The organism is Streptomyces aureoversilis, from assembly GCF_042657885.1.
GTDB classification, from domain to species: domain Bacteria; phylum Actinomycetota; class Actinomycetes; order Streptomycetales; family Streptomycetaceae; genus Streptomyces; species Streptomyces aureoversilis.
Genome location: NZ_JBHSKJ010000008.1, coordinates 148,873 through 161,187, shown reverse-complemented (window position 1 = coordinate 161,187; position 12,315 = coordinate 148,873). Strand labels below are relative to the sequence as shown.

General features: G+C 70.2%; 11 protein-coding genes. 2 read left to right on the top strand and 9 right to left on the bottom strand.

What is annotated here, in order from left to right; translation table 11 throughout:
• A complete protein-coding gene (locus ACFPP6_RS16120) occupies positions 1-1,017 on the top strand; it encodes an ABC transporter ATP-binding protein (protein ID WP_382042176.1) in 1,017 nt (338 codons plus the stop codon).
• A 12-nt stretch (positions 1,018-1,029) separates the two neighbouring features.
• Positions 1,030-2,079, top strand: a complete 1,050-nt coding sequence (locus tag ACFPP6_RS16115) for an ABC transporter ATP-binding protein (protein WP_382042173.1) — start codon at positions 1,030-1,032, stop codon at positions 2,077-2,079.
• Between the two features lie 272 nt (positions 2,080-2,351).
• On the opposite strand, the gene ACFPP6_RS16110 is transcribed toward ACFPP6_RS16115, so the two are convergent.
• The 9 genes from ACFPP6_RS16110 to ACFPP6_RS16070 form a co-directional block, all read right to left on the bottom strand.
• On the bottom strand, positions 2,352-3,404 hold the full coding sequence (locus ACFPP6_RS16110; protein WP_382042170.1) for an ABC transporter ATP-binding protein: 1,053 nt from the start codon (positions 3,402-3,404) through the stop codon (positions 2,352-2,354).
• Complete coding sequence (locus ACFPP6_RS16105; RefSeq protein ID WP_382042167.1) at positions 3,394-4,410, bottom strand: ABC transporter ATP-binding protein; 1,017 nt, start codon at positions 4,408-4,410, stop codon at positions 3,394-3,396. The genes ACFPP6_RS16110 and ACFPP6_RS16105 overlap by 11 nt, the downstream gene beginning before the upstream one ends.
• A gap of 11 nt (positions 4,411-4,421) precedes the next feature.
• Positions 4,422-5,411, bottom strand: a complete 990-nt coding sequence (locus ACFPP6_RS16100; RefSeq protein ID WP_382042164.1) for an ABC transporter permease — start codon at positions 5,409-5,411, stop codon at positions 4,422-4,424.
• On the bottom strand, positions 5,404-6,327 hold the full coding sequence (locus ACFPP6_RS16095; RefSeq protein ID WP_382042161.1) for an ABC transporter permease: 924 nt from the start codon (positions 6,325-6,327) through the stop codon (positions 5,404-5,406). The genes ACFPP6_RS16100 and ACFPP6_RS16095 overlap by 8 nt, the downstream gene beginning before the upstream one ends.
• A 7-nt stretch (positions 6,328-6,334) precedes the next feature.
• The gene (locus ACFPP6_RS16090; protein WP_382042158.1) at positions 6,335-7,954 is read right to left on the bottom strand and encodes a peptide ABC transporter substrate-binding protein; all 1,620 of its coding nucleotides are present in this window, start codon (positions 7,952-7,954) and stop codon (positions 6,335-6,337) included.
• Positions 7,955-8,118: 164 nt separating this feature from the next.
• Entirely contained in the window at positions 8,119-9,183 is a 1,065-nt protein-coding gene (locus tag ACFPP6_RS16085) for an ABC transporter ATP-binding protein (RefSeq protein WP_382042155.1), read from the bottom strand.
• Entirely contained in the window at positions 9,176-10,255 is a 1,080-nt protein-coding gene (locus tag ACFPP6_RS16080; protein ID WP_382042152.1) for an ABC transporter ATP-binding protein, read from the bottom strand. Before ACFPP6_RS16080 ends, ACFPP6_RS16085 begins: the two co-directional genes overlap by 8 nt.
• A gap of 13 nt (positions 10,256-10,268) precedes the next feature.
• On the bottom strand, positions 10,269-11,198 hold the full coding sequence (locus ACFPP6_RS16075; protein ID WP_382042149.1) for an ABC transporter permease: 930 nt from the start codon (positions 11,196-11,198) through the stop codon (positions 10,269-10,271).
• A 33-nt stretch (positions 11,199-11,231) separates the two neighbouring features.
• The gene (locus tag ACFPP6_RS16070; protein WP_382042146.1) at positions 11,232-12,155 is read right to left on the bottom strand and encodes an ABC transporter permease; all 924 of its coding nucleotides are present in this window, start codon (positions 12,153-12,155) and stop codon (positions 11,232-11,234) included.
• Positions 12,156-12,315: the final 160 nt, after the last annotated feature.

Below are 12,315 nucleotides of genomic sequence, written 5' to 3'. Positions count from 1 at the left end.
TTGACCCCCTTCCTCTCCGTGCGCGACCTGTACGTGCGCTTCGCCACCGAGGACGGCACCGTACGGGCCGTCGACGGCCTGTCCTTCACCCTGGAGCGCGGCCGCACGCTCGGCATCGTCGGCGAGTCCGGCTCCGGGAAGTCCGTCACCAACCTCGCCGTGCTCGGGCTGCACGACCCGCGCACCACCGAGATCCGCGGCGAGGTCCGGCTCGACGGGCAGGAGCTGACCGGGGCGCCGGAGTCCGTCCTGGAGAAGCTGCGCGGGAACAAGGTGGCGATGGTCTTCCAGGACTCGCTCACCGCCCTCTCCCCGTACTACACCGTCGGCCGGCAGATCGCCGAGCCGTACCGCAAGCACACCGGCGCCTCCCGGCGGGAGGCCCGGCTGCGGGCGGTCGAGATGCTGCGCCGGGTCGGCATCACCGACCCGGCGCTGCGCGTGGACGACTACCCCCACCAGTTCTCCGGCGGGATGCGGCAGCGCGCGATGATCGCGATGGCGCTGGTCTGCGACCCCGAGCTGCTCATCGCCGACGAGCCGACGACCGCGCTCGACGTCACCGTGCAGGCCCAGATCCTCGACCTGCTCAAGGAGCTCCAGCAGCAGACCGGCGCGGCCATCGTCCTCGTCACCCACGACCTGGGCGTCGTCGCCGGCACCGTGGACGACCTGCTGGTGATGTACGCCGGGCGGGCCGTCGAACAGGGGCCCGTGCGCGAGGTGCTGCGGGCGCCCCGGCACCCGTACACCTGGGGTCTGCTGGGCTCCATGCCCCGGCTCTCCTCCGACGTCGGGCAGCCGCTCGTCCCCATCCCCGGCACCCCGCCCAGCCTGCTGGCCCCGCCGCCCGGCTGTCCCTTCCACCCGCGCTGCGCGTACGCCGCCGACGTGGCGGAGGACCGCTGCCGCACCGAGCGGCCGTCCCTGCCGCCCGGCCGGGGAGCGGCCTGCCACCTCGGGGAGGAGCGGCAGCGCAGGGTGTTCGCGGAGCAGATCCGACCCCGGCTCGGCTGAGGAGTACCGACCATGGACGAGAAGAGCCCCCGGGTCGGCGAGCCGCTGCTCGTCGCCGAGAACCTCACCAAGCACTTCCCGGTGCGCGGCGGATTCCCCGTCCGGCGGACCGTCGGCGCCGTGCGAGCCGTCGACGGCATCGACCTGACCGTGCGCGCCGGGGAGAGCTTCGGCCTGGTCGGCGAGTCCGGCTGCGGCAAGTCGACCACCGGGCGGCTGCTCACCCGGCTGCTGGAGCCGACGGCCGGGCGGATCCGCTACCGGGGCCGCGACATCACCCACGCCGGGCGCAAGCAGCTCGCCCCCGTCCGCTCCGAGATCCAGATGATCTTCCAGGACCCGTACGCGTCGCTGAACCCGCGGCAGACGGTCGGCCGGATCGTCTCCGGGCCGATGGAGATCCACGGCATCGAGCCGCCGGGCGGGCGCGAGGCGCGCGTGCGCGAGCTGCTGGAGACCGTGGGGCTCAGCCCCGAGCACTACAACCGCTTCCCGCACGAGTTCTCCGGCGGGCAGCGGCAGCGGATCGGAGTGGCCCGGGCGCTCGCCCTGGACCCGAAGATCGTCGTCGCCGACGAGCCCGTCTCGGCGCTGGACGTCTCCATCCAGGCGCAGGTCGTCAACCTGCTGCAGTCGCTGCAGCGGGAGCTGGGGATCGCCTTCCTGTTCATCGCCCACGACCTGGCCGTGGTGCGGCACTTCTCGCAGCGCGTCGCCGTGATGTACCTCGGCAGGATCGTGGAGACCGGCTCCCGCGACGACATCTACATGCGGCCGCGCCACCCGTACACGCACGCGCTGCTGTCGGCGGTGCCGGAGGCGGCGGACGCGGAGGGCACGGAGGGCACGGCGCGGCGCGAAAGGATCCGCCTCACCGGGGACGTCCCTTCCCCGGTCGCCCCGCCGTCGGGGTGCCGATTCCGCACGCGGTGCTGGAAGGCGCGGGAGCGCTGCGCGGCGGAGGACCCGGAGCTCGCCCGCGCGGACGGCTCCGGGGAAGGGCACCTGTCGGCGTGCCACTTCCCGGAGCCGCCGACGACGGTGGCGCCGCCGGGCACCTGACGGGGCGCGGGCGCCCCCTCACCTTGCCGCAGACAGGAACTCCCGCCGCGGCGGCGACCGGCCACGACGGCGCGCACCGGCGGTGCCGAACCCGCCCGAGCCCGCCGGGCACCGCCGGACACCCCGGTGGGGGCTGAACGCCGCTGCGGCGGAGGGGTGTCACCGGTGCCTCGGCGGGAGCCGGTGATCGCGGCGGAAGGCTGTCGCCGGTGCCCCGGCGCGAGCCGGTGATCGCGGCGGAAGGTTGTCGCCGGTGCCCCGGCGCGAGCCGGTCACCGTGGTGGGAGGAGGTCGTCACCCGGTGGCACGCGTTCCTCCGCGTAGTGGCAGGCCGACGCGTGCGCCTCCGGGCCGGCGCCCTCCAGGAACCAGTCCGGGATCTCCAGCGGCGGCACGACCCGCGCGCACTTCTCCTGGGCCTTCCAGCACCGCGTGCGGAACCGGCACCCGGACGGCGGGTGGGCCGGCGAGGGCACGTCCCCGGTGAGGATGATGCGCTCGCGCCCTTCCCGCGCCCGCGGGTCCGGGACCGGCACGGCCGACAGCAGCGCCTGCGTGTACGGGTGCGTGGCGTGCTCGTAGATCTGGGTGTCCGTGCCCGCTTCGGCGAACCGCCCGAGGTACATCACCGCGACCCGGTCCGAGATGTGCCGGACCACCGACAGGTCGTGGGCGATGAAGACGTACGCCAGGTCGAACTCGGCCTGGAGCCGTTCCAGGAGGTTGACGACCTGGGCCTGGACGGAGACGTCCAGCGCCGAGACGGGCTCGTCGGCGACGATCACCTCGGGCCGCAGGGCGAGCCCCCGCGCGATGCCGATGCGCTGGCGCTGGCCGCCGGAGAACTGGTGCGGGTAGCGGTTGATGTACTCGGGGTTGAGGCCGACGACGTCGAGCAGCTCGCGGACCTTGGCGCGCCGGTCGCCCTTCGGCGCCACCTCGGGGTGGATCTCGTAGGGCTCGCCGATGATGTCGCCGACGGTCATCCGCGGGTTGAGGGAGGTGTACGGATCCTGGAAGACCATCTGGATGTTGCGCCGGACCGCCTTCAGCGCGCGCCCGGACAGCTTGGTGATGTCCTCGCCCTTGTAGAGGATCCGCCCGGACGTGGGGCGCTCCAGGTGCACGAGGAGCTTGGCGACCGTGGACTTTCCGCAGCCGGACTCGCCCACGATTCCCAGCGTCTCGCCGCGCCGCAGGTCGAAGGAGACGCCGTCGACGGCGTGCACGGCCCCGATCTGCTTCCTGAAGAGGATGCCCTGGGTGAGCGGGTAGTGCTTGACCAGGTCCCGCACCTCCAGAATGGCCTCGCCGTTACCCGGCATCTTCGAGGGTCTCCTTCCAGAAGTGACAGGCGCTGGCGCGCCCGGGGGCGACGTCGAAGAGCGGCGGCCGGTCGGTGCGGCAGACGGCCTGGGCGCGCGGGCAGCGCGGGTTGAAGGGGCAGCCGGCGGGGATGTCGGTGAGGCTGGGCGGCAGGCCCTTGATGGCGTAGAGCTCCTTGCCCTTGTGGTCGAGGCGCGGGATGGAGCCGAGCAGGCCGACGGTGTACGGGTGGGCGGGCGTGGCGTACAGCTGGTGGACGGGTGCGGTCTCGACGATCCGCCCGGCGTACATCACGGCGATCCTGTCGGCGACGTCGGCGACCACGCCCAGGTCGTGGGTGATGAGGATCAGGCCCATGTTGTACTCGCGCTGCAGCTCCGCGAGCAGGTCCATGACCTGCGCCTGGACCGTCACGTCGAGGGCCGTGGTCGGCTCGTCGGCGATGACGAGGTCCGGCTCCAGCGCCAGCGCCATGGCGATCATGATGCGCTGGCGCATGCCGCCGGAGAACTGGTGGGGGTAGTCGCCGGCGCGCTCGGCCGCGGCGGGGATGCGCACGCGCTCCATGAGCTGGACGGCCTTGTCCCGGGAGTCCTTGCGGGTCATGCCGTCGTGGACGGAGAACATCTCGCCGAGCTGGGCGCCCACGCTCATCACGGGGTTGAGGGCGGAGAGCGCGTCCTGGAAGATCATCGACAGCTTGGCGCCGCGGATCCGGCGCCGGGCCTCCCCGCCCATGGTGAGCAGGTCCCGGCCGCGGAAGAGGACCTCGCCGCCGGTGACGTGACCGGGCGGGGAGTCGAGGATGCCCATGACGGCCTGCGCGGTCACCGACTTGCCCGAGCCGGACTCCCCCAGCACGGCGAGGGTCTCCCCGGCGCGGACGCTGTAGCTGACGCCGTTGACGGCCTTGGCGACGCCGTCGCGGGTGCGGAACTCCACGTGCAGGTCGCGTACGTCCAGCAGGGGTACGGCGGCGGCCGCCTTTCCGGTGGGCTGTGTCATCCGCCCGCTCCTCAGCGCAGTTTGGGGTCGAGGGCGTCGCGGACCGCGTCGCCGAGCATGATGAACGCCAGCACCGTGATGCTCAGGGCGCCCGCGGGCCACAGCAGCATGTGGGGGGCGTTGCGGATCTGGGTGGAGGCGTTGGAGATGTCGATGCCCCAGGACACGGTGGGCGGTTTAAGGCCGACGCCCAGGAAGGACAGCGTGGCCTCCAGGGCGATGTACGTGCCGAGGGCGATGGTCGCGACGACGATGACGGGGGCGACGGCGTTCGGCGCGATGTGCCGCAGCAGCAGGCGCGAGCTGCCCGCGCCGAGGGCCCGCGCCGCCTGGACGTAGTCGTGCTGCTTGGCGGTGACGACGGAGCCGCGGGCGATGCGGGAGATCTGCGGCCAGCCGAGCAGCACGATGAAGCCGACGACGGGCCACAGCGAGCCGCTGGTGACCACGGAGAGGAAGACCAGGCCGCCCAGGATGATGGGGATGCCGAAGAAGACGTCGGCGATCCGGGAGAGCAGGGCGTCCCACCAGCCCCCGAAGAAGCCGGCGAGCCCGCCGAGCACGCTGCCGAGCAGGGCGGCGCCCGCGGTGGCGCAGATGCCGACGGTGATGGAGGCGCGGGCGCCGTGGACGGTGCGGGTGTAGACGTCGCAGCCCTGGGTGTCGAAGCCGAAGGGGTGGCCGGGCTGGGAGCCCTCCTGGGCCTTGGCGAGGTCGCACTGCAGGGGGTTCCCGCTCGCGATCAGCCCGGGCCACAGGGCGATGAGGACGAGAAAGACGATGATCAGCGCGGAGACCAGGAAGACGGGGTTGCGCCGCAGGTCGTGCCAGGCGTCCGACCACAGGCTGCGGGCCTTGCCGCTCGCGGGGGCGCCGGGGAGCGGGCCGTCCTCGAGGGTCTCCGCCTCGGTCGTGGCCAGGGACATCGCTCCTCCGCCCGCGGGGGTGACGGCCTCGTCCGGGGTGAGGCTCCCGGGCTCCTTCGGCTCGGGTTCAGGCATAGCGGATCCTCGGGTCGAGCACGGCGTAGAGGAGGTCGACGAACAGGTTCGCCAGCAGGAAGACGATGACGAGGATGGTCACGAAGCCCACGACGGTGGGCGAGTTCTGCCGCAGGATGCCCTGGTAGAGCTGGAAGCCGACGCCGTGGATGTTGAAGATCCGCTCGGTGACGATGGCGCCGCCCATCAGCGCGCCGATGTCGGTGCCGATGAAGGTGACGACGGGGATGAGGGAGTTGCGCAGCAGGTGCCGGGTGACGACGCGGCGGCGCGGCAGGCCCTTGGCGACGGCCGTGCGGACGTAGTCGGCGCGGGAGTTCTCGGCGATGGAGGTGCGCGAGAGGCGGGTGACGTAGGCGAGGGAGGTCAGGGCGAGGACGATGCCGGGCAGCAGCAGCTCGTCGAAGGGCGCCTCGGGGGACACGGACGGCGGGACGATCCCCCATTTGACCCCGAAGAGGTACTGCAGCACGTAGCCGCTGACGAAGGTCGGGATGGAGACGACGATCAGGGTCAGCAGCAGCACGGTGGTGTCGGCGGAGCGGCCGCGCCGCAGGCCGCTGAGGACGCCGAGGGTGATGCCGATGACGATCTCGAAGAGGATCGCCACGAGCGTGAGCCGGAGGGTGACGGGGAAGGCGTCGCCCATCAGTTCGGTGACCGGCTGGCCGTTGAAGGCCGTCCCGAAGTCGCCCGAGAGGATCTGGCCCATGTAGTGCCCGTACTGCTTCCACAGGGGCTCGTCGAGGTAGAGCTCCCGGCGGATGCGGGCGGCGGTCGCGGGGTCGGGCGCCTTGTCGCCGAAGAGGGCGGCCACGGGGTCGCCCAGGGCGTAGACCATGAAGAAGATCAGGAACGTGCTGCCGATGAACACCGGGACCATCTGGAGCAGCCGCCGGACCACGTACCGTCCCATGGACGCGTCAGCCCACCTTGATCTGTTCGTAGACCGGCACGCTGAACGGGTTGAGCGTGACGTCGGAGATCCGCTCGGAGTAGCCGGCGCTGCCGTTCTGGTACCAGAGCGGGATGGCGGGCATCACCCGGGCGAGGATCCGCTCCGCGTCGTGGAATTTGGTGTTGGCCGCTTCCTGGGTGCTCTCGGCGTTGGCCTCGTCGACGAGCCGGTCGAACTCCGGGTCGCTGAACTTCCCGTAGTTGGAGGAGGCGTCCGTGTAGTAGAGCGGCTGGAGGAAGTTCTGGATCAGCGGGTAGTCCATCTGCCAGCCGGAGCGGAAGGGGTTGCTGAGGCGGTGCCCGGAGATCTGGTTGCGGAAGTCCGCGAACGTGCCGACCGGGTTGACGACGCAGGCGCTGTCGTTGCCGAGGGCGTTGTTGATGCTGTTGCAGACGGCGTCCAGCCACACCCGGTGCGAGCCGGTGTCGACGTTCGAGGTGAGGGTGATCCGGCCGCCGGGCAGGCCCCCGCCGTCCCGGATGAGCCTCTTCGCCTCGGCGGCGTCGAACGTGCAGGCGTCCCCGCACAGCCCGGCCTTGTAGCCGCCCTGGCCGCCGAGGGCCGGTGAGGTCCAGTCCGTCGCCGGGGTGCGGGTCTTGTGGTAGATCTGGTCGGTGATCTGCTCGCGGTTGATCGCCATGGACAGCCCGCGGCGGACCTTCTCCATGCCGCTCTTCGACCAGTTCGCGTCGTACATGGGGAAGACGAGGGTCTGGATGATGCCGGCGGGCTGGTTGATGTAGCGGTCGCCCAGGTCGTTCTTCACGTTCTTGAGCTGGGCGCTGGGGATGTCGTCGACCAGGTCGAGGTTGCCGGCCTGCAGGTCGGTGTACGCGGTGTTGTTGTCGGTGTAGACGCGCAGCTCCACGCCGCTGTTGCGCGCCTTGTCGTCGCCCGGGTAGCCCTCCCACTTGGTGAGCCTCATCGCCGAGCCCTTGGCGTAGGAGTCGACGGTGTACGGGCCGTTGCCGACGGGCTTCTTCAGCCAGGCCGCGTGGTCGTCGAAGAAGGCCCGGGGCAGCGGGGCGTAGGCGGCGTAGCCGAGGGTGTCGGGCCACGTGGAGAACTTGGTGCTGAGCTTGACCGTGAAGGTCCGGTCGTCCTTGACGACGAGCCCGGAGAGGGTCTTGGCGGTGGCGGGCCCGCTCGGCGGGTGGACCTTGTCGTAGCCGTCGACGTACTCGAAGAAGGAGGCGTTCTTCTGCTTGTTGTCGACGAGGGCCGCGTAGTTCCAGGCGTCCACGAAGGACTTCGAGGTGACCTTCTCTCCGTTGGAGAAGGTCCAGCCGTCCTTGAGGGTGATGGTGAAATTCTGCTGGTCGGCGGTCTCGATCTGCTCGGCCAGCATGTTCTCGGCGGCGCCGCTGCGGGGGTCGTAGCGCTTGAGACCGCGGAAGATCATGGCGAGCACCTTGCCGCCCTGGACCTCGTTGGTGTTGGCCGGCTCCAGCTGGTTCTGCGGATCGCCCCAGGAGGAGCGGACGAACCCGGCCCCGCTGCCGCTGCCGCCGCACCCGGCCGCGGCGGCGACCAGCGCCGCCGAGAGTGCACAGACGGCCCACCGGGCGCGCGTGGCTCCACGCATCGAGTGCCTCCTCCAGATCCCAAGTGTCGCTTAGGCCCAGATAACACCCCATTCGGTGGTGCGATGCGCCTCTCGGCGGCTTTCCCCGGCCGAACCACACGAAAGGGCTCCCCCGGCGCGACCAGCGCGCCCCGGGAGAGCCCTTTCCGTCGTACGACCGGCACCTACGCGGCGCCGACCACCTGCTTCACCTCGGCGAAGTGGCACGCCGACTCGTGTGCCGCCGGGGTGTCCTTGCCCTCGTAGAGCTTGGGCACGGCGAGGAGCGGCAGCTCCTCGGCGCACTTGTCCTCCGCCTTCCAGCAGCGGGTGCGGAAGCGGCAGCCGGACGGCGGGTTGGCCGGGGAGGGCACGTCACCGGTGAGGATGATGCGCTCGCGGCCCTCGCGGGCCTCGGGGTCCGGCACGGGGACGGCCGACAGCAGCGCCTGGGTGTAGGGGTGCGTCGGGTGCTCGTAGATCTCGGCGTCCGTGCCGATCTCCGCCATCTTGCCCAGGTACATCACGCCGACGCGGTCGGAGATGTGCCGGACGATGGACAGGTCGTGCGCGATGAAGAGGTAGGAGAGGTTGAACTCGTCCTGGAGCCGCTCCATCAGGTTGATGACCTGCGCCTGCACCGAGACGTCCAGCGCCGAGACGGGCTCGTCGCAGATGATGATCTCGGGGTTGAGGGCCAGGCCGCGGGCGATGCCGATGCGCTGGCGCTGACCGCCGGAGAACTGGTGCGGGTAGCGGTTGATGTACTCGGGGTTGAGGCCGACGACGTCGAGCAGCTCCTGGACCCGCTTGCGCCGGTCGCCCTTGGGCGCCACCTCGGGGTGGATCTCGAAGGGCTCGCCGATGATGTCGCCGACCGTCATCCGCGGGTTGAGCGAGGTGTACGGGTCCTGGAACACCATCTGGATGTTGCGCCGGACCGCCTTCAGCGCACGCCCGGACAGCTTGGTGATGTCCTGGCCCTTGTAGAAGACCTCGCCGGAGGTGGCCGTCTCCAGCGTCATCAGCAGCTTGGCGACCGTGGACTTGCCGCAGCCGGACTCGCCGACGATGCCCAGCGTCTCGCCCTCGTAGAGGTCGAAGGAGATCCCGTCGACGGCCTTGACCGCACCGACCTGCTTCTTGAACAGCAGCCCCTGCGTCAGCGGGAAGTGCTTGACGAGGTTGCGGACCTGGAGGATCGGCTCCCGCTGACCGGCCTTCCCGGCCTCCTTGGTCATGTCAGCCATGGATCGTCTCCTTCCAGAAGTGGCACGCGCTGCCGCGGCCGTCGAGCTCGGTGCCGTCCTGCTCCGTCACCGGAAGCAGGGCGGGGATGTCCTCCCTGCAGACGTCCTGGGCCTTGGGGCAGCGCGGGTTGAAGGCGCAGCCGGTGGGGATCCGCAGGAGGTTGGGCGGCAGGCCCTTGATCGCGTACAGCTCCTGGCCCTTGTGGTCCAGGCGCGGGATCGAGTCCAGCAGGCCGCGGGTGTACGGGTGCGCGGTGCGCTTGTAGAGCTCGTGCACGGGCGCGGTCTCCACGATGCGGCCCGCGTACATCACGGCGATCTTGTCGGCGACGTCCGCCACCACGCCCAGGTCGTGGGTGATCAGGATCAGGCCCATGTTGTACTCGCGCTGCAGCTCCGCGAGCAGGTCCATGACCTGCGCCTGGACCGTCACGTCGAGGGCCGTGGTCGGCTCGTCGGCGATGATCAGGTCCGGCTCCAGGGCCATCGCCATCGCGATCATGATGCGCTGGCGCATGCCGCCCGAGAACTGGTGCGGGTAGTCGCCCACGCGCTGCTTGGCGGCCGGGATGCGCACCCGGTCCATCAGCTCGATCGCCTTGGCCTTGGCGTCCTTCTTCGACATGCCCTGGTGCACCCGGAACATCTCGCCGAGCTGGTTGCCGACGGAGAAGACGGGGTTGAGGGCGGACAGCGCGTCCTGGAAGATCATCGCCATCTTCGGGCCGCGCAGCTTGCGCCGCTCGCTCTCCGGCAGCTTCAGGATGTCCTGGCCGTGGAAGAGGATCTCACCGCCGGCCACGCGGCCGGGGGGCGAGTCCAGGATGCCCATGATGGCCTGGGCGGTGACGGACTTGCCGGAGCCCGACTCGCCGAGGACGGCGAGGGTCTCGCCGGCGTCGACGCTGTAGCTGACACCGTTGACGGCCTTGGCGACGCCGTCGCGGGTCTTGAACTCGACGTGCAGGTCGCGCACTTCGAGCAGGGGCGCGGACTTCTTGGCGTCCTTGGCGTCCTTGCCGCCCTGCGGCGCGGCGCCGGGTGCCCCGGAGTTCTTTTCGGTCGTGGTCATCGGGACGTTCTCCTCAACGCAGCTTCGGGTCGAGGGCGTCGCGCAGCCCGTCACCGACAAAGACAAATCCGAGCACCGTCAGCACGATCGCGGAGCTGGGGTACACCCACAGGAAGTCGCTGACGCCGAGGGAGTCCTTGCCGGCGGAGATCATGTTGCCCCACTCCGGCACCTCGGGGCTCACGCCGATGCCGAGGAAGGACAGCGAGGCCTCGGCCACGACGGCGGTGCCGACGCTGAAGGACACGTACGACATCACGGCCGCGATGGAGTTGGGCATGATGTGCCGCAGGATGATGCGGGTGGTGCTCGCGCCCAGCGCCTTGGCCGCCGTCACGTAGTCCATCTCGCGCACGGACAGGATGCTGGAGCGCAGCAGGCGGGCGACCGTGGCCCAGCTGAAGACGGCCAGCGAGATGATGACGGGCAGCACGCCCCGGCCCATCACCAGGATGATCACGATCGCGCCGATGAGCAGCGGGAACGCGAAGAAGACGTCGGCGGTGCGCATGATGACGCTGTCGACGGCCTTGCCGAAGTAGCCGGACAGGGCGCCGAGGATGCAGCCGATCACACAGGCCAGGAAGATCGAGGCCAGACCGACGATGACGGCGATGCGGCTGCCGTAGATGATGCGGGAGAACTGGTCGCGGCCCAGGGCGTCCGTGCCGAACCAGTGGTCCCCGCTGGGCTCGGCCAGCGTGTTGGTGAGGTTCTGCGCGTACGGGTCGTGGGTCGCGATGAGGGGCGCCGCGGCGGCGACGATGAAGAGCAGCGCGACCAGGACGAGGCCGACCACGGCGAGCTTGTTGGCCATGAAGCGGTGGCGGATCTCGCCCCACTGGGTGATGCGGGCCGGTGCGGGCTCGGCGGTGTTGTTCGCGGCGGCGGTCTGTGCGGTCGCGGCGCCCGGCCCCTGGTCGCTCTTGGTGAGCTCAGTCATGGGTGACTCCTAGAACGGGGTATGACCTGGCGGTCAGCTGAGGCGGATCCGCGGGTCGAGCACCGCGTACAGCAGATCGACCAGCAGGTTGAGCAGGACGAAGACGGCGACGCCGTAGGTGACCACACCGACGATGATCGGGTTGTTCCCCTGCTGGATCGCGGTGACCAGCGCATAGCCCATGCCGTCCCAGTTGAAGATCGCCTCGGTGATCAGCGCACCGCCGAGCAGACCGCCGAAGGAGATGCCGATGTAGGTCACCACGGGGATGATCGAGTTGCGCATGACGTGCTTGAGGAGCACCGTGCGGCGCGGAAGGCCCTTGGCGATGGCCGTCTTGACGTAGTCCGCGCGCAGCACCTCGAGCATGGTGCCGCGCATCAGCCGGGCCACGAGCGCCGCGTCGATGATGGCCAGCGTGAACGCCGGCATGATCATCGAGTTGAACGACCCGTCCGAAATCAGCGGGAACCAGCCGAGGTTCACGGCGAACTGGCTCTGCAGGATCATGCCGATGACGAAGCTGGGGAAGCCGATGGCCAAGGTCGTGAGAAGTGTGACCAGTACATCCCAGAACGAATATCTGAACAGGGCCGCAATCAGGCCCGCGAGGACGCCGAGCACCACGTCGATGATGATCGCCGCCACGGCCAGCTTGGCCGTGTTGCCCAGCTTGGGGCCGAGCACATCGGTCACCTGGCGCCGCTGGGTGTAGTCCTCGCCGAGGTCACCCTTGACCAGATTGGTCACGTAGTTGCCGTACTGCACGGCAAGGGGCTTGTCCAGACCGTAGCGCTCGCGCAGTTGCTCGACGACGGCGGGGTCACGCGCCTTGTCGCCACCGAGCGAGCCGACCGGGTCTCCGGGAAGGACGAACAGGCAGGCGAAGAGGATGAGGGTCGCACCGAAGAGGACGATCACCATCTGCCCGATCCGCCGGATCACATATTTGCCCACGATGTCTCCTTGACTTACTGCCGCCGTGGGGCGTTCGCCGTCGCCTCCCGGTACGGGAAGGGTGGGGAGGCGGCCGCGCACGGCCCGGCCGCGCGGGCCGGGACATGCGGAGGCGAAGGCCGTGGAGCCTCAAGTCGTTGCTCGGGGCTCCACGGTCTTC

Excerpts from the sequence above, each read along its gene's own strand:
- ACFPP6_RS16115 (WP_382042173.1), top strand. The coding sequence starts at position 1,030 with ATGGACGAGAAGAGCCCCCGGGTCGGCGAGCCGCTGCTCGTCGCCGAG.
- ACFPP6_RS16095 (WP_382042161.1), bottom strand. The coding sequence starts at position 6,327 with ATGGGACGGTACGTGGTCCGGCGGCTGCTCCAGATGGTCCCGGTGTTC.
- ACFPP6_RS16110 (WP_382042170.1), bottom strand. The coding sequence starts at position 3,404 with ATGCCGGGTAACGGCGAGGCCATTCTGGAGGTGCGGGACCTGGTCAAG.
- ACFPP6_RS16105 (WP_382042167.1), bottom strand. The coding sequence starts at position 4,410 with ATGACACAGCCCACCGGAAAGGCGGCCGCCGCCGTACCCCTGCTGGAC.
- ACFPP6_RS16085 (WP_382042155.1), bottom strand. The coding sequence starts at position 9,183 with ATGGCTGACATGACCAAGGAGGCCGGGAAGGCCGGTCAGCGGGAGCCG.
- ACFPP6_RS16090 (WP_382042158.1), bottom strand. The coding sequence starts at position 7,954 with ATGCGTGGAGCCACGCGCGCCCGGTGGGCCGTCTGTGCACTCTCGGCG.
- ACFPP6_RS16075 (WP_382042149.1), bottom strand. The coding sequence starts at position 11,198 with ATGACTGAGCTCACCAAGAGCGACCAGGGGCCGGGCGCCGCGACCGCA.
- ACFPP6_RS16080 (WP_382042152.1), bottom strand. The coding sequence starts at position 10,255 with ATGACCACGACCGAAAAGAACTCCGGGGCACCCGGCGCCGCGCCGCAG.
- ACFPP6_RS16100 (WP_382042164.1), bottom strand. The coding sequence starts at position 5,411 with ATGCCTGAACCCGAGCCGAAGGAGCCCGGGAGCCTCACCCCGGACGAG.